Here is a 20505-nt window from a genome sequence, read left to right as displayed (position 1 = left end):
AAATCCGGTGAATTGTTTAAATGCTTCTACTTGTATTTTTAAGTCTCCTGATTCGTTGAAGTTATCCCAACTAATTCGGTCTAAAAATACGTACCCATTGCGACAACTGGCTGACAGTTTTACCCCAAATTCAACGGATTTCCCAGCTTTCCCTCTCACGGAGCGGGCGGATCTGTGGTTGCGTTAAACTTACTATTCTGTCGGGAATACTATGTTCTTTCTTTTCGTACATTAACAACTGTTGGCAGTAGACTTCTGTAACTACTAACAGCATTCTATAATGAGATTTGGTTAATAACTTTAGCTCACCCATTCGCTCTATACTAGCCAAATTTCTTTGGATGTATTGCAGTTGTTTTTTAATGGCTTTTCTTCTTGATTTTCGTCGTAGCTTTTTTATTTTGCTATGGTTAGGTATTCTTTTCTGGCTCTGTTTCGATATGTCAAGAGGCTTTTTTTTACGGGTGATTTAGTTTGATTGTGTAGACTATCTATTTTTACGGGTGATTTAGTTTGATTGTGTAGACTATCTATGATTTTTTCAGTATGTTCTCGGGCTTGATTTAATAGTCCTAAGTCGGTCGGATATTTAATATCGGCTGGCGCACAGGTTGCATCTAATATTAATTTTCCTTGATTTTTGGGTTCACTCCAATCTGATGACTTTTTTTCTACTTCTTCTCCTGGTACTTGGGTCTGGTCTTTGACCATTTTTTCATTGATTTTATTTCCTCGGGTTGACTCCTATTCTTTTCCGAAAATAAACGAACATGGATGAGTCGAATGGTCTAGCATTACTATAGCCACTTAGACCTAGGAAGTATTGTAGGCATGGGTTTTCTCTTATTTGTTCTACTGTTTCAGAGTCGCTAGTTCCTAATCTCTCTTTGATTATTAATGCCCCCAATGCTATACGAAACGATTTCGCGCGGGTTCCTGTTGAACAGGTGAATTTTTGGGCATATTCATCAACAAAAATTCTGACCATGGAATTATTTTTGCCATGATTACCCAACGATTATTCTCTGATAATTGTCCCTCGAAGGGTAGATCAAAGTTGGAAGGTTCTTTTGGGGCCCTAGTCAATTTTGACTAATTTTACCTCATAGTCTAACACATTGTCAGTGCCGATCGCGAGTCAAAGTTTTTTCAGGTAAGGGTTTTAGGCTTATTCAGCAAGCCCTACGTAGTTGCGATCTTTGCGCTCTTTCCTAATATTATAAAGAGCGCTGAAGCGCAACTACGTACCTAATTTGTCTGACGATAATAAAACCGCCCTGCTTATTAAGGGGGGTTAGGGGGGATCAGATTCGGGAGCAGCCTCATAAAAAATTGATATAACAACTAACAACTGACTACAAATCAAACCACAGGAACAACCACTCGAAAACCCACAATACTAGCCTTACAATCAGGCTGATATCTGAGGCGGCACGCGCTGCGACAATTCGGAGGATGATCGTTCCAAGAACCCCCCCGCAACAACCTCAGCGAAAAGTCGCCGCCCGACTCCCAAACACTGCCATCAACAGGCGCACCGTTGTAATTATTGTGCCAAGCATCCGCGCACCATTCCCACACATTTCCGTGCAAATCATACAATCCGAAAGCATTGGGTTTAAAACTACCAACATCTGTAGTTTGAAAGCGATAAACTCCCTTCGGCGCATCAGCGTAATTAGAATTTCCGTTGTAATTTGCTAACTCGCTAGTAATCGTTTCCCCAAAGTGAAACGGCCCCGAAGTTTCCCCCCGACAAGCATATTCCCATTGGGCCTCGCTAGGCAAGCGATAATGCTTACCAGTTTTGCGAGAAAGTCTAGCACAAAACTCCATCGCTTCATACCAAGATATATTTTCTATCGGTCGATTTACACCTTTAAAACGGGCAGCATCGGGATTGAGATATATTTTAATTTCCGGTAGCGCTGCAACGGCTGCCCACTGTGCCTGAGTGACTGGAAATTTGCCAATACAAAAAGGTGCTAATGTTACTGAGTGCTGCGGTTTTTCGTCACTGTCACCCCGATCTTTTGGGGTACCCATCAGGAAAGTACCGCCAGGAACAGATACCATTTCCATGATTGTATTGCGGCCGAGATGTTCTTCAAAAAAATGTGTTTTGCCACTTTTAACATCAGTTTGCTGCCCGCGATTGTCTACTGTCACCACCTGAAATTCAAAACTGCTTTTGACAGCAGCAATCTTTGGCGTTCCCTGGTTGTGAGGCGGATTTGTGTTAGATTTTACCCTTGAATTCACAGAGATATTGCTGTTGATTTGGGCGCTGTGATTGATCGGGGTATTGATAGCAAGCTTTCCTCCCTCGGTTAGATAAGCATTGAGGGGAGGTAGGGCTGCCTTGGTCTGAGAAGAATTTAACGTAAGTTGTCCGCCCTTACCAAAATGGGGTTGGGGAGGTAAAGAATAGAGATTTAAAGCTTTGATGACTTCATCAGCAGATTGATATCTGTTTTTGAGATAATCTTGAATTAATTTATCTAAAATTGTTGCCAACTCGCTGCTGATTTTTGTACCTGCGGGCAACCTTTCTCTCCAAATCCAGCCGCCATTTATCGGATCGTAAAGGTCATCGGAACCGTCAATTTTTGGCAAACATTGAGTTAGCAGCCTCAGGCAAGTTATCCCCAAACTGTACAAATCGCTTCCGGGGAAAACTTGACCTCGCATTTGTTCTACCGGCGAATATCCGGGCGTTCCTACCGTCGTACCTACTTGGCTCATCAGCGAGCCAGTCACTTGTTTTGAAACGCCGAAATCAATTAAAACTAACTCTCGCCGTGCTCCCCTCCGAAAAGCGGAATTGCTAAAATTTGCCGCATTTAGAGATGGATTGGGGGAGGTGCGACGGCGGATGATATTCTCAAGTTTGATGTCTCGGTGAATGACATTGCGATCGTGCACAAATTTCAGAATCGGCAAAATATCTGCCAGCAACTGCCAAATTTTTTCTTCGCTAAAAACTCCCTGCTGAGTTAATTCAGCCAGTAAATTTTGCCCCTCAATCAATTCTTGTACTAAATAAAGTCGCTTGTCTTGTTCAAAATAAGCAATTAATCGAGGAATTTGGGGATGTTCGCCGAGTTCGTAAAGTCGTTTCGCTTCTTGCTTAAACAGTTCTGTAGCCTTTTCAAGTGCTGATGTTCCCTGAACTTGGGGCATAAACTGCTTGATGACGCAGGGATCGTCCATGCGATCGATATCTACCGCTTCATAAGTTCTGCCAAATCCCCCCTCCCCCAACAGTCGAATCACGCGGTAGCGGTTTCTGAATAGAGGCGTGAGGTCGGGCTGGCCGCAACTTTGACAAAATTTAGATTTGTCGGGATTGAAAGGATGAGAGCACCTTGGATTCGAGCAGTAGAACATATCTGGGAAGAAATGATCTGATTTAAGGTTATGATATACCCTTTCTGGGTTTTAGTCGTCTTAGACAGAGGACAGTATAGTACAACTTGGCGATCGCCCAAACAAAAAGCATCGCACTCTCTCTCAAGAGCGATCGGGCTACAGACAAGAATATCTCGTACCGAATAGAAGAGCGATCGACAAATCATGTAATTTTGAAGTGTTGGATATTGCGATCGGCTATGGAAAACTACAACTCAGATTGTGTCCGATTCAACGCACTGAATTCTCGACAAACTGTTTGCCACATTCCTTACAGCGATAGCACTGCTTCCCCCGTCGATACCCATTTTTGGACAATTGCTGCGATCGACAATGAGGACATTTCATTACTTTCATTACATGGCTCAACCGACTTTCCCCGACATATGGCTCTAAATACGACACCAACAAATCCTCAATCTGCTGTACCAGTTGTTGGCGATGCTGTAAATCCGGGTTGCGAAGTGCCGAGAGAATGACGGCATTGCTGCTGTGAACGCAAACCTCCGCGAACAGGCTGCATTGCACCTCCGGCAAGCTGGGATTTCTCTGCTGCAAAAGACTCGCCATAAAGTCGATCGCCTCCTGAGTCATACTTTCATCGATCGACTGGAAAATCTCCGGCGCTATATAAAACTGCACGAATACCACCCGCGATACAGGCTGTTCAAACATCTCTGCAACAGCAGTCACAAGGGTGTGGATCATTTCACGCAGCGGTAACTGAACGATTTCTGGTGTGTTCGTCTGGGCCCACATCGCCTTAACGCGATCGGCATGACGCAGTTCCATTGCATTAAAAATGGCAGCTTTATCAGGAAAAAACTGATACAGAGAACCAATGGCTGTCCCTGCTTTTGCTGCAATGAGATGAGTCGTCGCCTCGGAATAGCCCACCTCATCAAACACTGCTGCTGCTGCATCCAAGATTTTTTCGACTCTTTCTTTACCACGCTGCTGTTTCGGTTGACGGCGCAAACTGCTTGACGAATGCGAATCTTTTGTCATATTCTAGAAAAGCGACAAATCTCTCACAATTTTAGGTCTAAAGGAGAACACCATGCAGTCTATGCTTCCCGGTGCGCCTTGGTTGTTGGCACATAAGTCGATGCTGACACCGAACCAGCCTCGCAAAATTTCCTTGTATGGCAGCGATTATGTAATGTGGAAAGATCCTGATGGAAGCATCAATGCCTTGCCCAACGCTTGTCCGCACATGGGAGCAATGCTGTCGGAAGGATGGTGCGAAGCTGAGGGCGATCGCACAAGCGGTGTCGTCTGCCCCTTCCATGCCCTGAAATTTGATGCGGGCGGCTGCACTGTATTGCCCGGATCGAAGCAGAAAACATTGCCCTTACTAAAACCGTTAGATTTGATTATTCAAGGTGACTTCATTTGGTCTTATGGCGGATACGAGCCACAAGTTCCAATTCCCAATGTGCTCCAGGAAATCGCCGAAACTTACTACTTTATCGGGCATACTGCCGATCGCAGTATCGAGACAGATTTGCTGACGATGCTGCTGAATATGCACGACTACAATCACCAAAACGGCACTCACCGAGACTTGTTTAGGATTACCGATGTCGAATTTCATCAATTCATCGATGAAGGACATAAATCCCATGCGTTTTATGATATGCCTACCGCGCCTTACAGTTTGGCAGAAAAGCTCAGAAAGCCAGATTTGTTGTTACTACCCAGCACCTTTAAAGCTCATTTAGAAAATCATTTCCCATGCCTAATAATTTTTCATGGAGAAATGCCATTCGGCAAAGCTGCACAGTGTCATATATTCGTACCAGAAGCCGAGAATCGGACGCGAACTTATATTTTGCTGTTCGGTCAAGCAAAGCATCCTATCTTTAAGCTATTGGGGGGAATGTATCTCAATTTTGGCAAAGTTGTTGTGGATCAAGATGCGGATATTTTAGGGAAAATTTATCCTGATACGCCTCAGAAAATTAAACTCAATAATGAAGTGGGGATGGATTGGGTACGGCGCAATTTTGAAAGCTTTCCTAATGTTAGAGAGCCTAATCTGTCAAGGTAAACAGGTTTAATATAGCATATTCCATGCTAAGAACAATTTTAGCGAAGAACACAAAGATTCGACAAGCGACGCACTTTTGCGATGGATAATAATGACTAATCACAATCGTTACCTGGATGTGAACCAGATCGATTAATCTAATTTCTCCTCATTGACGATCGGCTTGCAAAACAGCATCTCGCAGTGTCTCTAAACTGCGATCGCCATTGTATTTCACCCCGTTGATAAAAAATGTGGGTGTTGAGATCACACCGCTGTCGATACCACTATCAAGATCCGCTTGTACCCGTGCCACATGTCGATCGGTAGACATTTCTTGTAAAAACTGATCGACATCCAGATCGAGCGCGATCGCATATTCGACTAGATTACTATCAGCAAGTTGAGATGGATGCTCGAATAAGCAAGCGTGCATTTCCCAAAACTTATTTTGTGCGGCAGCAGCTTCGGTAGCTTCAGCCGCATGGTAAGCTTCGGGATGAATCTGCGACTGCGGAAAATGCCGAAATACAAACCGCAGGCGATCGCCCATCTGTGCTTGAATCGAGGGGATGATGCCATGCGCTGATTGACAGATCGGACATTGATAGTCGCCATACTGTACCAGCGTTACTTTGGCGGTGGTGCTGCCTTGACAACGATCTCGGCTACTCACTGGCGGTGTTAATCGATCGGGGTTGGGGGATAAAGCCATGAGATAAGAGTCGCAATTGCTATTGCAGCAGATTGGGATAACTTCCACTTTACAGAGCATCTTTCCAATCATTACTACACTAGATGATGATTTTATTACTCCACTATTGTTGGTTTTTTGCCTACCTAAATAGGTGGGTTTCTCAATTTCAAAAAGCGTATGCCAAAATCAGAAAACTGCGTTAGAGTTTCAGGAAGTAATCATCGAAGGGGTTCCCTGATGAAACTAATTTCCGTTTGTGTTGGATTGCCACGCGAAGTCACCTGGAAGCGAAAACAGGTCACGACTGGTATTTTCAAGCAGCCAGTGGCAGGACGAGTGATGATGCGATCGCTCAATTTAGATGGCGACAAGCAGGCAGATTTGACCGTTCATGGTGGTGCCGAGAAAGCCGTTTATGCCTATCCAATCGAGCATTACGCTTACTGGAAGCAAAAGGGCTCCTGGCTTTATGGTGCAAATTGTATCTCAATCTACAAAATTTCCCCGGTACAAGTATTGAAACTCATGCCAGGAGTCGTCAGGAGTCATATAGGCTTCACTTACCGAATACCCAGGAGAGCCGTTTAATATCCCGATTTGGGGTGATATCTGGAAAGTTTCTGTATATCACGCCGATCTAGGATGACATACGGAAAGTCATAGCAGGACATTAGGCTTTGGGCGGAAATTTTTCCGTCTATCACTCTATTTTGGTGTATTATAGGGAAAGTTTCCGTCTAATAACTAGTTAGCTACACAAGATCCTAAATAAATTGAGTCAAATAAGAGATAATGCTTATAAAACTTATAGGCAAGGGTGAAAATAGTTGAATCGGCAAGCACTTATTGATCCAAAAGACGATATTATTAGCCTTCAAAGTGCATTTCTCAGATCTAAATCATTAGAAAGCAGGAAGATATTAGGGCAGTTCTTCACAGGATTCGTCGTGTCCGATTACATGGCATCTCTGATTGTCAAGCCCAAAAGTAAGACTATTCGCATACTTGATGCTGGCGCAGGAACTGGTATATTAGCCGCATCTACTGCTTTCTATTGCTTGAGTATGGGTTGTAAGGCCGTTCATGCTGTACTATATGAACTAGATTCCGAGGCAGTTGCCAGCCTTAAACAGACGCTGAATATCGTTCAGTGTTTGTTTTGCGAACAACTAGGAACATTTACTTACGAAATTTGCTGTGAAGACTTTATAATTGCTAGACCAGATAAAGAAAAAACTTTTCAGCCCTTTGATATATCAGTAATCAACCCGCCATACTTTAAATATAGTGCGAAAGATTCACCTTATGCCAGAGCGGTAGCCGATTTGTATCACGGCGATCCGAATATATATGCTTCGTTCATGGCAGTTGTAATGGCTTGCATGAAGGCTGGCGGTCAAATGGTAACGATAACACCTCGCAGCTTCACAAATGGACTATATTTCAAGGGTTTTCGTGAATACTTGCTAACTGAATCAGCACTGAGATTAATTCATATTTTCAAACACCGAGACAAGGTGTTTAACAATGATGACTCAACAGTGCTTCAAGAAAACATTATTTGCTACTTCGTTAAAGGCAGTAATGCCGACACCATAACAGTTAGATCGAGTGACTGCGATGCCAGCATCAACAATGCTGAGGAAAAACAATATCCGGTTCATTTAATTGTCGATCCTTCAAACGATCAAAGACTAATTAGAATTCCTGAATCAGCTTCTGCGGCTAGTATTTTGAAGCAAGCTGAAACTTTAAAAACCACTTTTGAAGGTGCTGGATATTTTATTTCGACTGGTCGTGTGGTCGAACATCGTGCCCGCCAATACATCACTGAAGACACGAGTGCTGAAAATACAGTTCCGCTTTACCGTCCACATAATGTGACACCATTAACTGCAACTTGGATAGGTAATCACAAGAAAGATGTAGCCTTCAGGCTTAATGAAGAGCATGACAAACATACGATGAAAAATGGTACTTATGTGTTGCTAAAACGTTTTTCATCCAAAGACGAAAAACGGCGCTTAGTTGCTAGCGTTCACCTTGCCAATATGCACGATTGTGAATTGATTGGCTTTGGTAACAAGACTAATTATATCGGTGTATTAGGTGGTGAATTATCCAATATTGAAGCCTATGGTCTTGCGACTATCTTTAATTCATCATTCATGGATAATTATTTCAGGTGCATTTCGGGGAATACACAAGTTAATGCTACTGAAATCAGGGTAATGAAATTTCCATCTCGTGACCAAGTGAAGAAAATTGGTGATCAAGTACACAAGCTTAAACTTTTTGAAACGGCTAAAATTGATTCGATCGTGAATCGAGTTCTTGGTGTAGTAGCTTCAATATAAGGGGGGAAATTTGGAATTTACGGCACAACAACAAGAAAAACTAAATGAAGCAAAAGCATTATTGACTGCCTTGGGGCTGCCCAAAGCACAGTGTAACGATCGATCGGCATGGGTCTTTTTGGCACTGGCTAATATAAAACCTTTAGATGACTGGAGTTCATCAACAGCACCGCTTTTGCCAACCGTGAACATCATGGAATTCATCCGTAATGAATATGGAATGGACTATAAGCCGAACAGTCGCGAAACCATCAGAAGACAAACACTTCATCAATTCGAGCAAGCCCGTATTGTCGATCGAAACCGAGATGACCCCACGCGAGCAACCAACAGCAAAGACAATAACTATTCATTGAATCAGTCAATGTTGGAGATTCTGGCGGAATACCCACACGGCGGCTGGTTGGGGAAAGTTCAAGATTACAAGGATGCGGTGCCTGAATTGAAGGCACAATATGAACGCGCTCTCGATCTGCACAAAATTCCAATTAGCTTACCAAGCGGTGAAACCATCACACTGTCACCTGGTAAGCATAATCAGCTTCACGCCGACATTGTTCACGAATTCTGTTCGCGCTTCATCGGTGCTGGCGGTCGATTGTTATACATTGGTGATACCGCTAGCAGTCGAAAAGAAGGCGGAAAGCTGATGTTCTTAGAAGCCGAATACCTGGAATCATTGGGTGTCCCCCCAATGTCACATGACAAATTGCCAGATATTGTAGTGTATGACGAAGACCGAGAATGGCTGTTTTTGATTGAAGCAGTTACCAGTCATGGCCCTATATCCCCAAAGCGTTGGGTTGAACTTGAAGAAGCCTTCAAAGATTGTAAGGTTGGTCTTGTTTATGTGACAGCGTTTCCAGACCGTGCTGAATTTCGCAAGAATGCGGCTGATATTGCATGGGAAACTGAAGTGTGGATTGCCGATAACCCAGACCATCTAGTTCACTTTAATGGTGAACGTTTCCTCGGCCCTCATGACAAAAGAAGCTAACAAGCGCTTGGACACGGAACGGAGACATACGCTATCAGTTATGATGCAAACATTATTGCCGTCCGGTGAAGCGCAAGCCATTAGACAGATAAATATTCAGTTACTTTCGCTTTGTGTTTCCATAACCGATGAGAGTTGGAGATCGCCCATAGTTCGAGAGATCTCAAATAGGTTCTATAGACCGTGAGAGGGAAGTGGGTTGCGGCGATCCAACCAAATTCGATCGCCGATCGATTCGCTTTTCGATCGCAACTACAACTTAATAATGCCTTGCTGAAGAGCATTGACTACAGCGCGAGTGCGATCGCTAGCACCGAGTTTGAGCGTGACATTGGTAACATGAAACTTGACAGTATTTTCAGAAATGTTTAGTTCGCCAGCAATATCTTTATTTTTTTTACCTTGAGCCATTAACGCCAACACCTGATTTTCTCGATCGCTCAGATCCGGTCGCTCCATTCGTGCCGCCAACTTAGTGCCAATTTCTGCTGGGATGTAGCGTTGCCCCCCGCTGACAGTCCGAATCACTTCTAAAATCTCCTGGCAGGGCGTATCTTTGAGTAGGTAAGCTTTGGCTCCAGCCCGCAGCCCTCGATAGATATCCTCATCTGTCTCATAGATCGAGAACATGATAATGGCGGCAGTGGAAAATTCAGCTCGGATGGTGTCGATCGCCTCTACGCCGCCGATTTCTGGCATCTTTAAATCCAGAATAGCGACATCGGGCTGATGAATGCGAAACTGTTCGATCGCCTGTTGGCCATTATTGACTTCGGCAACGACATTCATATCGGGCTGGTCATTTAAAATCGCGACTAAGCCTTGACGGACGATCGGGTGGTCGTCGGCAACCAGCAGTCGGATGGTTTTGGGAGATTCAGGCATATTCGATCGCGATAATTTTAGGGGGTTTCTGGATGGGCGAGAGTGACAGTAATGCTGGTACCTCGATCGATCTGGCTAACTAGGTGCCAGGTGGCTCCAATCCTGGCTGCCCGTTGCTGCATCCCCATCAAGCCAAATCCCGGCGAGGGAGATTGCGGCTCAAAGCCACAGCCATCATCGCGAATCGTCATTTGCAGATTTTGGGAACTGTAGTTGAGGCGAATTTGGATGGTTTGGGGTTGGGCATGGTGCAGAGCATTGGCGATCGATTCTTGGGCAATACGAAGCAAATTAAGTCCCAAATCGGGATGGAGACGGCGGGGGCTGCCATCGATCGCCAGATCGATGGGCACCGATTGTCTGGACATCGTTTGTTCGATAAATTTGGCGATCGTCCGAGCGGGATCTTCGTATTCGGATGTTTCCAAATATAGCGTCCAAACCGATCGGCGGGCTTCAGCCAAGCCATCTCGCGCTAGAGCTTGAGCCGTCAGCAAATGAGTCTGCGCTTTTTCTGGTTGAGTCGCGGCAAAGTAGTCGAACGCCTGTAACTGCATCGAAATTCCGCCAAAAGCTTGGGCGAGAGTATCGTGAATTTCCCGCGCCATCCGAGTGCGTTCTTGCAGCAATGCCGCTTGTTGGGCTTCTTCGGCAAAACGGGTCAGTTCAATGGCAAAGGTGAGCTGTTGGGCTAGGGCATGAGCCAGTTCGATAGTTTGCCCAGCAAAGGTGTGATAACTGGATAAGTAGATGGTCAAAGTGCCGATGTTCGTGTTGCCGACTTTGAGGGGAATGTCGAGAAATGGTGTCACATCTAACCCGACTTGTGCAGATGGGTCGCTCGATTTGAGAGTTTGCCCTTGGCAGTAGGTTAAATAGGAATAAGCCCGATCTTCTCGATCGGAATGCACCCAATATTCAATGCGTGGGGCATCTAATTGCTCGGCAATGAGTTTGAGGGTATATCCAATAAAGCGATCGAGATCCGGATCGGTGGCGAGGGTATCAAGAGATTGTTTAAGAGCTGTGTTTGCCTTGACCAATTCGGTAACGCTTTCGTGTGCAGCTTGTTCCTGCGCGCGCGCGATCGCTTCTGATTGTTTAATTTCTGCCAATTGTGTCAGTTGAATGGCCAGAGTCACCTGCTGTGCTAGCGCACACATTAGCTCGATTTGTCGATCGCTCAAATGGCGATCGCTGGGAAAATAAAGTATCAGCGAACTCGTAGCCTTTTCAGACCACATCAGCGCGATGTTAATCATTTTCCTGATGCCATGCTCCGTACACCAGGTTTCCAAATCAAAATTCAGCGGTGAGAAGAGCGCTAGTTCGATCGGATCGGTAGGGATATCTTCGATGACATAGTAACGCTGACGAGTTTGGAAATTTCCGTACCCAGCTAGTTCCGGTAGGATTGGGACACCTGTCACCAGACAATCATTGGGCAAATCGGCTGCTGTGAGAATTTGTCCGTTACGGCAAGCAAGCCTAAGATAGGCAATATCGCCCGGTTCTGGACTCTCCCAATACTGGATCAGTGGGGCATCAAACTGTTCGGAAAAGGCTTTGAGCACATAGTCCAAAAAGCGATTGAGGTCGGGTTCTGTTGCCAACAAATCCACGGTTTGCTTGAGCAAATGATTTGCCTTGGCCAATTCGGCAACGCGCACCTGTTCCGCTTGGAGGATGATTTTTTGCGTGCGATCGCGCTGGATCGCACTACCAATACAATCAGCGATCGATCGCAAAACGGCGACTTCTGCCGCACCGATCTCAATCGCTGCTCGACAATAATTCAAGCACAACACGCCCCACCACTGACCCTTGACCCGAATCGGCACAGAATAACTAGACTGGACTCGAACGGCGGCATAGAAACTACGTAAAGGTTCGACCCAATCTGCTAAGAGTCCGCCAAAACCATCCCCATGAAGATAATATCGTTCCAGAAATGCTTCGATTCCGGCTGAAGGGATGCGCCCAGTTTCCAGGCTATCCATCTGTCGAATAATGCCAGGTCTAGTCCACTCATAGATCGCGGTATGGTAGGTTGGCACGCTTGATGAGCGATCGGATAAAGGATCGAAGTTACCTTCTAGCACATTAATGCGATCGCATCCTGCACCTTCGACAATGATTTGCAGGGCAGTATCGATCGCTTCATCAAAGTTCTCCACCGTCAGTAAAACACTGGTTGCGTTGGCCGAGGCTTCCAAGAGCCGATTTCGCCTATGTAGTATTTGATAATCTGCTTCAAGCACGGCAGATAATTTTGGTGAGGAAGGCGATTTTTGATGCTCGGACATGGTTTCAACCTCGATCGCACTTGCCGTGCAGATAGTGTACCAGCATAATTTCCGATCGCAAACTGACGAACAGATTTTAACACCTCAGCTTGGCTGGTGTATCCCGATCGTGCCGATATTCCGCTGAAGTGCCCGTATTGATGGAGTCGATCGAACAGTCAATTTCAGATTGCACAAATTTCGCTGGATTGAGGTCATAATCCAACTTTGTGCAACGATTTTCACTATGTAGTTATCTTAAAAAATTCGATCGATAATTTTGTAAAACATAGAAAACTACCTAAATGGGTAGGTAAAAAACTACCGATTGGATAGCAAAAACATCATCTCTTGGTGTAGTAACGATTGGAAAGATTCTCTGTACAGTGGGTTGTATCCCAATTTGCTGGCTGCAATCGGATTCTGAGAAATTGCTGAAATTTAACTGAGGATACTTTTAGGATAAATTCAGGAAATCGAGCGGTTGAATTCAGAAATCTTTCAGAAGATAGCTTCAATATTAAGCTTAACAAACCAAAGCAGTTTGCCCATACTCACCAAATAGTTTAAGGGTTGGTACGGCGAATCGTATTCAAAATTTGATCGGGAGTTGTTGATGACCATCATGCAGAAAGTAGCAATCATTACTGGCAGTCACAAAGGGCTAGGCTATGCGATCGCTCGCCAGTTAGCACAGCACGAAAATATTCAGGTGGATTTTCATGCTCTAAATGTCACGATCGATGTCTCCTTGTGGAATGAGGTGAGCCGATGAACAAAATTTGTGCTTTGGTGGGTGTGGGGCCAGGGCTTGGCTTGGCTCTTGCTCGGCGGTTTGGACTAGAAGGATATCAAATGGCACTCTTAGCCCGTCGTCCAGAGGCGTTGACTGAATACACCAAAATCTTAAGTGATGCCGGAATTGTGGCAACTGGATTTGAGGTTGATGCGGCTGATTCTGCCTCAATCTCAGCGGCCTTTACCGAGGTTCAGCAGCAGATCGGTCATCCTGATGTTTTGATCTACAATGCAGCTCTGCTCAAACTAGATTCTGTGATGAGTCTGACTACTAAAGATTTAGTGCAAGACTTCAAGGTTAATGCTGCCGGAGCCATCAGCGCGATTCAACAGGTATTGCCTGGGATGCAGCAACAAAAAAGCGGCACGATTCTATTAACGGGCGGCGGCTTGGCACTCTATCCCAGTCCTCAATTAATTTCGCTCGGTATTGGTAAGGCGGCAATCCGGTATCTTGCTTTGGGTTTAGCAGAAGAATTGAAAGCAGACGGAATTCATCTGGCGACTGTGACAATTTGTGGAACCATCGCCCCAGACACGAAATTTGACCCCGATGCGATCGCCCAGGTGTATTGGCAATTGCACCAGCAGACTCCTGAAACTTGGCAAGTTGAATATGTCTATCAATGAGGTGAATCAGTGCAATTTTTGATCGTCGGACGTGTTAAAGCTGAAACCAAAATTGAACAGGTTTTACCCGTTGTCAAGCCAGAGGCGGCAAAAGTTTGGGAACTTTATGCCAGCGATCGTCTACGCTCGATTCACTACATTGCTGATAAGAGTGGTGCTGTATTGTTATGCGAGGCAAATAACGTTGAAGAAATCAACGCGATGATTGCTCAGTTACCGATGGCGCAAGCAGGTGTCATGCAATTTGAAGTTATTCCGTTACTTCCCTACACAGGTACCGCAGAGCTTTTCGCTCAATAATCATTTGTCCTCATCACCCCAAAAATTGCATGAGTCACCATTTTGATTCGCCAGAATCTCGGCAAGACAGCCGGATCAACATCTGCGACATTTATTTGTTCAATGCCGACGATCCCCAGAAGATTGTCGCGGTGATGACTATTAGCCCTTTAGCTGGGTTGCCTTCACCGTTTACAGGTCAACCCCAATGGGATACTTTTAGACCTGAAACAGCCTACGAATTTCGGTTTGATACCGATGGCGATGCAAAATCTGACGTTGTTTTCAGATTTGTTTTTCAGGGAGATGCTAACCCCCAATCTTGGTCTCTCACTTACCTCAGCGGCGAAGCAGCCCGCGATCATCACGCTACAGGGCAAGAGTTAGGGCAGGGGACTGTGAATGAGGTTGCGCCTATTGCCAATCTAGGACGGATCTGGACAGGGTTGGCAGGCGATCCTTTCTTCCTGGATGCGGTTGCTGCCCGTGTTTGTCTCGATAATGCCATCCAAAATAATGTCTGGGATGCCGAAAGTTTCAGCACTGGAGCCAGTACAACGGGAGCAACTAATGTTCTAGCGATCGTTGCTGAACTGCCCCTCGATCGCATCTCAAATACACCATTTAGTTTTTATGCAACGGTTGCAGCCAACGATCACGGACATTGGACGCAGGTGAATCGCTGTGGCAAGCCCAATTTTGCGGCAACGTTCAATGACAACCCGGAAGGATCATTACTCTATAACTCTACCGATCCAGACACAGACTATGACAACTTTGCTCAGCCTGTCATCAACTTAGTCACTCAAATTTGTCATGTCGCACAGAGCACTGACCGACCGGCAAATTATGGGCAGATGGTAGCAAACTGGTTATTTCCCGATGTTCTTCCTTTTAACCCACTGCTTCCAGCCAGTTTTGGGTTTGCCGGCATCAATGGGCGGAGACTACAAGATGATTTTGGCACAGTCGTTTACACGCTGTTCTTCAATACGTTACTTCAGAATAAAGTCCCGCCGCCGATCGATCTAAGGACTGAATTTCCCTATATTGCTCCAGCTAGACCTCTACCCACAGATTCATCTGTTGGTGTCCCTAGCCGACAAGAGGGATAAGTAACAGATATGGGTGGCTCGAATGCACCGTTTACAGCCGATCGAGGAGCCGAAACGGCTGTGTATCTAGCAAGTCTTCCAGAGGATGGCGCACAAGGTAAGTTCTTTGCTGAAATGAGAAGGTTTGGTGGACCGATATTGCTGTCTTGGTAATCAAGATTGCCCCTAATATCTCAATCCATGAAATGTTAAGAATACTGGAGGGACTATAGAGAATAAAACTAACGGAAAGATTGCGTCAAACGATTTAACGACCTGAATTAACCGGAGAGATTGTATGAAACTCATCATGTTTGGCCCAACTGGTACGATCGGCAGTCGAATTATCAATGAAGCCTTGCAGCGAGGGCATACATTGACGGCAATTACTCGCGATCCATCCCGCTTTTCTATCTCCCATAAAAACTTAACGGTGGTTGCGGGTAATGCGCTATGAAGTTGTCCGGCAGGCAGCCGATCCAGAAGCAACGCTAATGATGTTTCTGCAAAGCACCTATGAGGCGGCAGCAAATTTAGCCCATTGGGATCGAGGATTGCTAGAGAGATCGCCAGTCTCATCAATACAAAGGGAAAAAGAATGACAAAAGTTTTAATCGTGTATACCTCAAGCTTTGGTAACACCAAGCGAATGGCTGAAGCTATTACGAATGGAGCGCGTTCTGTTGAAGGCACAGAAGTTATCTGCAAAGAAGCATCTGAAGCGACAGCCGATGATGTGCGCGTCGCCGATGCGATCGTCATGGGTTCTCCCGTCCGTCATCGGACTGCTGATGCACGAGTCAAGAAGTTCATTGAGGAGGTCTGCGAGAAACTGTGGTTAACGGACGAAATGGTAGGTAAAGTTGGCGGTGTCTTTACCGTCGGCGGTGGCTACGGCGATTGTGGCGCAGGTTCCGAATTAGCTCAGTTGGGATTGTTAGGTGCTTTTGCGGCGGCAGGAATGATTCTCGTGACACTACCCAAAACAACACCAGGCTTCCAAGTGGCAGGAATGCATTGGGGGCCGCATGGTCGTTCTGGCGGCTCGCAAATGGAACCCGTTGGCATTACCGAAGAAATGATGCAAGCCGCTTGGCATCATGGCGCAAATGTTGCTCGTGTCGCTGCCGCATTGAGAGATCGGGACCTATTGGCAAAAGGTAATGTTTCTCCCTCACCGGAAATTTTAGCAATGTTTGCTTAGAAATTATTTAGGAGAAATATCCATGTCTGAATCGATCTCGACAGAACCTACGGTTTTCGATAAAAAGCCGATGGTCATATCCCTAGAAGCTGGCAATTACCACTGGTGTAGTTGCGGTTTGTCAGCCAATCAGCCCTTCTGCGATGGCGGGCACAAAGGTACAACCTTTACACCTGTAACCTTTGAACTCGCTGAACCTAAGCAGGTTGCTCTTTGCCTTTGCAAACATTCAGGTAATGCGCCTTTCTGCGACGGTGCCCACACGAAACTCTAGTTCCATCCTGTTGAAGTCTGGTATTAACCCGTAGAGAGCAACAATGAAAAACAAATTTACGATCGAAAATGCAGTGATGTTGTTGATCGACCATCAGCAAGGTACTATCAAACTCGCGCTTAACTTACCCCGTGAGGATATCGTGCAAAATACCCGCGCCTTGGCTCGCACGGCAGTAGAAACTGAAATGCCGCTTGTGTTGACCAGCAGCATGGAAGCTAATTTTCAAGGATTACTGCTCGACGATTTACAGAAAATCGCGCCAGTTGCCTACGAGAAACGAGTAAAACGTCCGGGCGTGGTGGACTGCTGGGAGTACGACGATTACAGAAATGCAGTCCTGGCAACAGGCAGAAAAAAATTGATTATGGCGGGTTTAACCAATGACGTTTGCATCGTCTTTCCTGCCATCAGTGCAGTCGAAGACGGCTTTGAAGTGCAGGTGGTAGTGGATGCCGGGGGTTCCCCCACGTCGATCGCGGATGAAACTGCCCTGAGAAGAATGGAAAAGCATGGTGTCACCCTGACTTCAACGAATCAAGTGATGGCAGAATTGGCTAATTCGTGGTCGGAAGGTACCGGACAGACGATTCAAACCATCATGTATGAAGAAATACTCGCCAAACTAATGTAATTGAGCAGGAGACCCAGCGGATGCAGGTACAAGTAGAACAACGTCGCGTCATTCAAATTATCCGAGCGGAGGTAATGAGCGATCGCCCAGAATTCCGCGCTTACAGTCTGGGGCGCCACAATCTGGGGGATGGTATCGATCCGTTTATCCAGTTGGATCATTTTTATATGCGGGCACCGATCTTCCCGCCCCATCCCCATGCCGGATTCTCTGCTGTTACTTACATGTTTGAGGATTCAGCAGGATCGTTTCAAAATCGGGATAGTTTAGGCGATCGCGCCCTCATTCATCCCGGCGATTTACACTGGACTCAAGCAGGTAGCGGACTAATGCACGAAGAAATTCCCAGTCCGCCAGGCACACTCTGTCATGGGGCACAAATCTTCGTCAATTTAGCGGCGAAGCACAAGTGGAGCCAGCCTGTTGCGCTGCATTTAGACTCAGCCTTGGTGCCGGAATATGTCAATCCCACAGGCGGTAAAGCGCGAGTGGTGGTTGGCTCTGCCTTTGGGTTGGAATCTCCCCTCCAGCCTTTGACTCCCGTGACATTGTTGGATGTAACGCTGCCACCGCTGGGAAAAATTATCCATACCCTGCCGCCTTCCCACCATGCCTTTGTGCATGTGATTCAGGGGAGCGGCGAGTTTGGGGCAGGGCGATCGCACTTAGAAGCCCTGGATGTCGCACTGCTTGAACAAGGAAGCGAAACTGCGATCGTACAAGCCAATGAGCTTGGCTTGCATTACCTCCTCGGAGCAGGCGAACCCCTGAACGAGCCAGTTGTTTCTCAAGGTCCCTTTGTGATGAACACAGATGAGGAGATCCAAAGAGCCATTGTCGCCTATCAAAGTGGTCACATGGGCCGCTTATAAAGCGTTTACAAGATTTAAGCATGACCCAATCCCCTTGTCCTTAATCACTCAAAAATTTAATCCGAACTAGAGCTGCTTTGATTGCCCAAGCTCGATCACAAGATCGATTATTTCCGTTTTATTTCAGTCAACCCCTATCTATCCTTGAGGACTAAAACCATGAAACTGGAAGGAAAAGTAGCGCTAGTGACAGGCAGTAGTCAAGGCATTGGACAGGCGATCGCCATTCGCTTAGCCCAGGAGGGCGCTAGCGTCGTGATTAACTACCGCTCCCACCCGGAAGGTGCGGAGGCCACGCTGGCCCAGGTAAAAGCCGCTGGGGGCAAATGTCACATGGTGGATGGATTCACGCTGCAAGGCGATACGGGCAACCTCGCCGATGTCCAGCGCCTGGTGTCAGAAAGCGTTGACCACTTTGGGCAGCTTGATATCTTGGTCAATAATGCGGGCATTGAGAAAAATGCCGATTTCTGGAATGTCACCGAAGCTGATTACGATGCGGTGATGAATGTGAATCTGAAGGGGATATTTTTTGCCATTCAAGCTTTTGTGCAGCATTGCATGGCCGTGTCGCATCCCGGTAAAGTAATCAACATTAGCTCGGTGCATGAGGAGTTGCCGTTTCCGCATTTTGCCGCGTACTGTGCTAGCAAAGGAGCCTTAAAAATGCTCACCCGCAATCTATCCGTAGAGTTAGCGCCGTTGGGGATCACGATTAATAATGTGGCGCCGGGGGCGATCGAAACGCCGATCAACACCAAACTCCTGAATGATCCCACCAAACTCAACGCCCTGCTGCAAAATATTCCCCTAAAGCGCTTGGGGCAACCGGCAGATGTGGCCGCCATGGTGGCTTTTTTGGCTTCTGCTGATGCTGATTATGTCACCGGCACGACGCTCTTTGTCGATGGCGGTCTGCTCTGGAATTATCAAGAACAGTAGAAACTGATACAAACTAAATTGGTCAATAGTTGGTTGATCTATGATAAGTCGGATTAGTTCCCATGTTATTTAGGGAGGTTAAAGTCGATGAACAATTTATCAGGTAAAGTCGCGATCGTGACCGGCTCTTCGCGGGGTATTGGCAGCATCATTGCCCAGGATTTGGCCAAAGCTGGGTGCAGCCTGATTGTTAACTACTCAGGGAGTGAAGCGGCTGCTAAAGCGGTGGTGGATCAGATTACAAGCGCTGGAGGGCAGGCGATCGCTGTGCGTGCCAATGTCGCCTCACCGAGCGATATGACGGCTCTGTTTGATGCGGCGATTACCCAGTATGGCAAGGTTGATATTTTAGTTAACAACGCGGGCATCAATATCTACAAATTAGTGAAAGATACGACGGAGGAAGATTTCGATCGGATTTTTCAAATCAATGTCAAAGGCGTTTTTCTCGGTCTAAAAGAGGCGGCCACGCGGCTAGAAGTGAATGGTCGCGCGATCAATTTTTCTTCGTCCGTGACTCGCCTAATGCTACCAACCTATGGCGTTTATTCCGCCACGAAAGCCGCCGTTGAGCAGTTAACGCGGGTCTTTGCCAAGGAGGTCGGCGCGCGGGGCATCACCGTGAATTCGATTTCGCCCGGGCCGACCAATACCGATCTATTTTTAGAAGGGAAAAGCGAAGAAACCATCCAGCGATTAGCCGCCATGTCGGCACTGGGCCGGATTGGTGAGCCAGTCGATATTTCTCGGGTGGTGCTGTTTTTGGCCAGTGAATCAGCGAGTTGGGTGACTGGCCAAAATCTAGGGGTAAATGGCGGTTTTGCCTAGTTGATACAATCCAAAAATTCTGTCGCACCAATGACTATGCCATACGTCAATATCCAGATTACCAAAGGGGCCACGAGGGAGCAGAAAGCTCAGCTCGTAGCCGAAGTGACTGATTCACTTGGGCGGATTCTGGGCAAGAAACCAGAGCATACGCATATCGTGATTCAAGAAATTGCCGAAGAAAATTGGGGGCTAGAAACTGTAACTTGATTCTTGGACAAATCTACCCATTGTTGCTCAATTGTGGGTAGCTTTTTCACTCGCAAGTTCTGCTAAGGTTGGAATA

22 protein-coding genes and 3 pseudogenes are annotated in these 20505 nt (G+C 46.3%); 18 read left to right on the top strand and 7 right to left on the bottom strand.

The window, feature by feature from the left end; genetic code table 11:
* The 4 genes and pseudogenes from JGK36_RS27505 to JGK36_RS27490 all read right to left on the bottom strand — a co-directional run.
* Window positions 1-1086 (bottom strand): annotated as a pseudogene (locus JGK36_RS27505) (IS5 family transposase); the annotation flags it as partial.
* Between the two features lie 276 nt (window positions 1087-1362).
* Window positions 1363-3390, bottom strand: coding sequence for an SUMF1/EgtB/PvdO family nonheme iron enzyme (locus JGK36_RS27500; RefSeq protein ID WP_293198723.1), 2028 nt, complete (start codon window positions 3388-3390; stop codon window positions 1363-1365).
* A 264-nt stretch (window positions 3391-3654) separates the two neighbouring features.
* Window positions 3655-3759: pseudogene (locus JGK36_RS27495) on the bottom strand (IS1 family transposase); the annotation flags it as partial.
* Between the two features lie 57 nt (window positions 3760-3816).
* Window positions 3817-4419: pseudogene (locus JGK36_RS27490) on the bottom strand (TetR/AcrR family transcriptional regulator); the annotation flags it as partial.
* Between the two features lie 52 nt (window positions 4420-4471).
* On the opposite strand from JGK36_RS27490, the gene JGK36_RS27485 reads away from it, so the two are divergent.
* Window positions 4472-5464, top strand: a complete 993-nt coding sequence (locus JGK36_RS27485) for a Rieske 2Fe-2S domain-containing protein (RefSeq protein WP_293198721.1) — start codon at window positions 4472-4474, stop codon at window positions 5462-5464.
* 148 nt (window positions 5465-5612) lie between these two features.
* On the opposite strand, the gene JGK36_RS27480 is transcribed toward JGK36_RS27485, so the two are convergent.
* Complete coding sequence (locus tag JGK36_RS27480) at window positions 5613-6158, bottom strand: DsbA family protein (RefSeq protein WP_293186142.1); 546 nt, start codon at window positions 6156-6158, stop codon at window positions 5613-5615.
* 219 nt (window positions 6159-6377) lie between these two features.
* On the opposite strand from JGK36_RS27480, the gene JGK36_RS27475 reads away from it, so the two are divergent.
* The 3 genes from JGK36_RS27475 (at window position 6378) to JGK36_RS27465 (ending at window position 9494) form a co-directional block, all read left to right on the top strand.
* Window positions 6378-6728, top strand: coding sequence for a hypothetical protein (locus JGK36_RS27475; RefSeq protein WP_293186144.1), 351 nt, complete (start codon window positions 6378-6380; stop codon window positions 6726-6728).
* Window positions 6729-6967: 239 nt separating this feature from the next.
* A complete protein-coding gene (locus JGK36_RS27470; protein ID WP_293193344.1) occupies window positions 6968-8497 on the top strand; it encodes an Eco57I restriction-modification methylase domain-containing protein in 1530 nt (509 codons plus the stop codon).
* 10 nt (window positions 8498-8507) lie between these two features.
* Window positions 8508-9494 carry a BsuBI/PstI family type II restriction endonuclease gene (locus JGK36_RS27465; RefSeq protein ID WP_293186147.1) on the top strand — a complete coding sequence of 329 codons (987 nt, stop codon included), beginning with the start codon at window positions 8508-8510 and terminating at the stop codon, window positions 9492-9494.
* A 252-nt stretch (window positions 9495-9746) separates the two neighbouring features.
* On the opposite strand, the gene JGK36_RS27460 is transcribed toward JGK36_RS27465, so the two are convergent.
* Window positions 9747-10379, bottom strand: coding sequence for a response regulator transcription factor (locus JGK36_RS27460; protein WP_293186149.1), 633 nt, complete (start codon window positions 10377-10379; stop codon window positions 9747-9749).
* Between the two features lie 17 nt (window positions 10380-10396).
* Window positions 10397-12685, bottom strand: a complete 2289-nt coding sequence (locus JGK36_RS27455) for a GAF domain-containing sensor histidine kinase (RefSeq protein ID WP_293198719.1) — start codon at window positions 12683-12685, stop codon at window positions 10397-10399.
* A 595-nt stretch (window positions 12686-13280) separates the two neighbouring features.
* Here JGK36_RS27455 and JGK36_RS27450 point away from each other — a divergent pair.
* The 14 genes from JGK36_RS27450 (at window position 13281) to JGK36_RS27390 (ending at window position 20429) form a co-directional block, all read left to right on the top strand.
* A complete protein-coding gene (locus tag JGK36_RS27450; protein ID WP_293198717.1) occupies window positions 13281-13439 on the top strand; it encodes a hypothetical protein in 159 nt (52 codons plus the stop codon).
* Complete coding sequence (locus JGK36_RS27445) at window positions 13436-14092, top strand: SDR family NAD(P)-dependent oxidoreductase (RefSeq protein ID WP_293198715.1); 657 nt, start codon at window positions 13436-13438, stop codon at window positions 14090-14092. Before JGK36_RS27450 ends, JGK36_RS27445 begins: the two co-directional genes overlap by 4 nt.
* A gap of 9 nt (window positions 14093-14101) precedes the next feature.
* A complete protein-coding gene (locus JGK36_RS27440) occupies window positions 14102-14392 on the top strand; it encodes a muconolactone Delta-isomerase family protein (RefSeq protein ID WP_293186157.1) in 291 nt (96 codons plus the stop codon).
* Window positions 14393-14421: 29 nt separating this feature from the next.
* A complete protein-coding gene (locus JGK36_RS27435) occupies window positions 14422-15486 on the top strand; it encodes a DUF4331 family protein (RefSeq protein ID WP_293186159.1) in 1065 nt (354 codons plus the stop codon).
* 9 nt (window positions 15487-15495) lie between these two features.
* Window positions 15496-15639: a hypothetical protein gene (locus JGK36_RS27430; protein WP_293186161.1), complete on the top strand. Its 144-nt coding sequence runs from the start codon at window positions 15496-15498 to the stop codon at window positions 15637-15639.
* Window positions 15640-15763: 124 nt separating this feature from the next.
* The gene (locus tag JGK36_RS27425) at window positions 15764-15922 is read left to right on the top strand and encodes an NAD(P)H-binding protein (RefSeq protein ID WP_293198713.1); all 159 of its coding nucleotides are present in this window, start codon (window positions 15764-15766) and stop codon (window positions 15920-15922) included.
* Entirely contained in the window at window positions 15912-16067 is a 156-nt protein-coding gene (locus tag JGK36_RS33985) for a DUF5996 family protein (RefSeq protein WP_293203538.1), read from the top strand. Before JGK36_RS27425 ends, JGK36_RS33985 begins: the two co-directional genes overlap by 11 nt.
* Window positions 16064-16669: a flavodoxin domain-containing protein gene (locus tag JGK36_RS27420; RefSeq protein ID WP_293186163.1), complete on the top strand. Its 606-nt coding sequence runs from the start codon at window positions 16064-16066 to the stop codon at window positions 16667-16669. The genes JGK36_RS33985 and JGK36_RS27420 overlap by 4 nt, the downstream gene beginning before the upstream one ends.
* A gap of 22 nt (window positions 16670-16691) precedes the next feature.
* On the top strand, window positions 16692-16943 hold the full coding sequence (locus tag JGK36_RS27415; protein ID WP_293186165.1) for a CDGSH iron-sulfur domain-containing protein: 252 nt from the start codon (window positions 16692-16694) through the stop codon (window positions 16941-16943).
* A 43-nt stretch (window positions 16944-16986) separates the two neighbouring features.
* Window positions 16987-17577, top strand: a complete 591-nt coding sequence (locus JGK36_RS27410) for an isochorismatase family protein (RefSeq protein WP_293193349.1) — start codon at window positions 16987-16989, stop codon at window positions 17575-17577.
* A gap of 20 nt (window positions 17578-17597) precedes the next feature.
* Window positions 17598-18449: a pirin-like C-terminal cupin domain-containing protein gene (locus tag JGK36_RS27405; RefSeq protein WP_293193350.1), complete on the top strand. Its 852-nt coding sequence runs from the start codon at window positions 17598-17600 to the stop codon at window positions 18447-18449.
* An 81-nt stretch (window positions 18450-18530) separates the two neighbouring features.
* A complete protein-coding gene (locus tag JGK36_RS27400; protein ID WP_293198711.1) occupies window positions 18531-19391 on the top strand; it encodes an SDR family NAD(P)-dependent oxidoreductase in 861 nt (286 codons plus the stop codon).
* A gap of 87 nt (window positions 19392-19478) precedes the next feature.
* Window positions 19479-20219 carry an SDR family oxidoreductase gene (locus tag JGK36_RS27395; protein ID WP_293198709.1) on the top strand — a complete coding sequence of 247 codons (741 nt, stop codon included), beginning with the start codon at window positions 19479-19481 and terminating at the stop codon, window positions 20217-20219.
* A gap of 36 nt (window positions 20220-20255) precedes the next feature.
* Window positions 20256-20429 carry a 4-oxalocrotonate tautomerase family protein gene (locus JGK36_RS27390; protein ID WP_293193352.1) on the top strand — a complete coding sequence of 58 codons (174 nt, stop codon included), beginning with the start codon at window positions 20256-20258 and terminating at the stop codon, window positions 20427-20429.
* Window positions 20430-20505 lie beyond the last annotated feature (76 nt).

The sequence above is a fragment of the Microcoleus sp. PH2017_35_SFW_U_B genome, from assembly GCF_020737865.1.
Lineage (GTDB): Bacteria > Cyanobacteriota > Cyanobacteriia > Cyanobacteriales > Microcoleaceae > Microcoleus.
This window is presented reverse-complemented; position numbering and strand designations above follow the sequence as displayed.

What these genes read in the sequence shown, in the direction of transcription:
- JGK36_RS27420 (WP_293186163.1), top strand. Translation starts at nt 16,064, where the DNA reads ATGACAAAAGTTTTAATCGTGTATACCTCAAGCTTTGGTAACACCAAG.
- JGK36_RS27485 (WP_293198721.1), top strand. Translation starts at nt 4,472, where the DNA reads ATGCAGTCTATGCTTCCCGGTGCGCCTTGGTTGTTGGCACATAAGTCG.
- JGK36_RS27450 (WP_293198717.1), top strand. Translation starts at nt 13,281, where the DNA reads ATGACCATCATGCAGAAAGTAGCAATCATTACTGGCAGTCACAAAGGG.
- JGK36_RS27435 (WP_293186159.1), top strand. Translation starts at nt 14,422, where the DNA reads ATGAGTCACCATTTTGATTCGCCAGAATCTCGGCAAGACAGCCGGATC.
- JGK36_RS27445 (WP_293198715.1), top strand. Translation starts at nt 13,436, where the DNA reads ATGAACAAAATTTGTGCTTTGGTGGGTGTGGGGCCAGGGCTTGGCTTG.
- JGK36_RS27455 (WP_293198719.1), bottom strand. Translation starts at nt 12,685, where the DNA reads ATGTCCGAGCATCAAAAATCGCCTTCCTCACCAAAATTATCTGCCGTG.
- JGK36_RS27500 (WP_293198723.1), bottom strand. Translation starts at nt 3,390, where the DNA reads ATGTTCTACTGCTCGAATCCAAGGTGCTCTCATCCTTTCAATCCCGAC.
- JGK36_RS27415 (WP_293186165.1), top strand. Translation starts at nt 16,692, where the DNA reads ATGTCTGAATCGATCTCGACAGAACCTACGGTTTTCGATAAAAAGCCG.
- JGK36_RS27410 (WP_293193349.1), top strand. Translation starts at nt 16,987, where the DNA reads ATGAAAAACAAATTTACGATCGAAAATGCAGTGATGTTGTTGATCGAC.
- JGK36_RS27480 (WP_293186142.1), bottom strand. Translation starts at nt 6,158, where the DNA reads ATGGCTTTATCCCCCAACCCCGATCGATTAACACCGCCAGTGAGTAGC.
- JGK36_RS27460 (WP_293186149.1), bottom strand. Translation starts at nt 10,379, where the DNA reads ATGCCTGAATCTCCCAAAACCATCCGACTGCTGGTTGCCGACGACCAC.
- JGK36_RS27475 (WP_293186144.1), top strand. Translation starts at nt 6,378, where the DNA reads ATGAAACTAATTTCCGTTTGTGTTGGATTGCCACGCGAAGTCACCTGG.
- JGK36_RS33985 (WP_293203538.1), top strand. Translation starts at nt 15,912, where the DNA reads ATGCGCTATGAAGTTGTCCGGCAGGCAGCCGATCCAGAAGCAACGCTA.
- JGK36_RS27430 (WP_293186161.1), top strand. Translation starts at nt 15,496, where the DNA reads ATGGGTGGCTCGAATGCACCGTTTACAGCCGATCGAGGAGCCGAAACG.
- JGK36_RS27395 (WP_293198709.1), top strand. Translation starts at nt 19,479, where the DNA reads ATGAACAATTTATCAGGTAAAGTCGCGATCGTGACCGGCTCTTCGCGG.
- JGK36_RS27390 (WP_293193352.1), top strand. Translation starts at nt 20,256, where the DNA reads ATGCCATACGTCAATATCCAGATTACCAAAGGGGCCACGAGGGAGCAG.
- JGK36_RS27425 (WP_293198713.1), top strand. Translation starts at nt 15,764, where the DNA reads ATGAAACTCATCATGTTTGGCCCAACTGGTACGATCGGCAGTCGAATT.
- JGK36_RS27405 (WP_293193350.1), top strand. Translation starts at nt 17,598, where the DNA reads ATGCAGGTACAAGTAGAACAACGTCGCGTCATTCAAATTATCCGAGCG.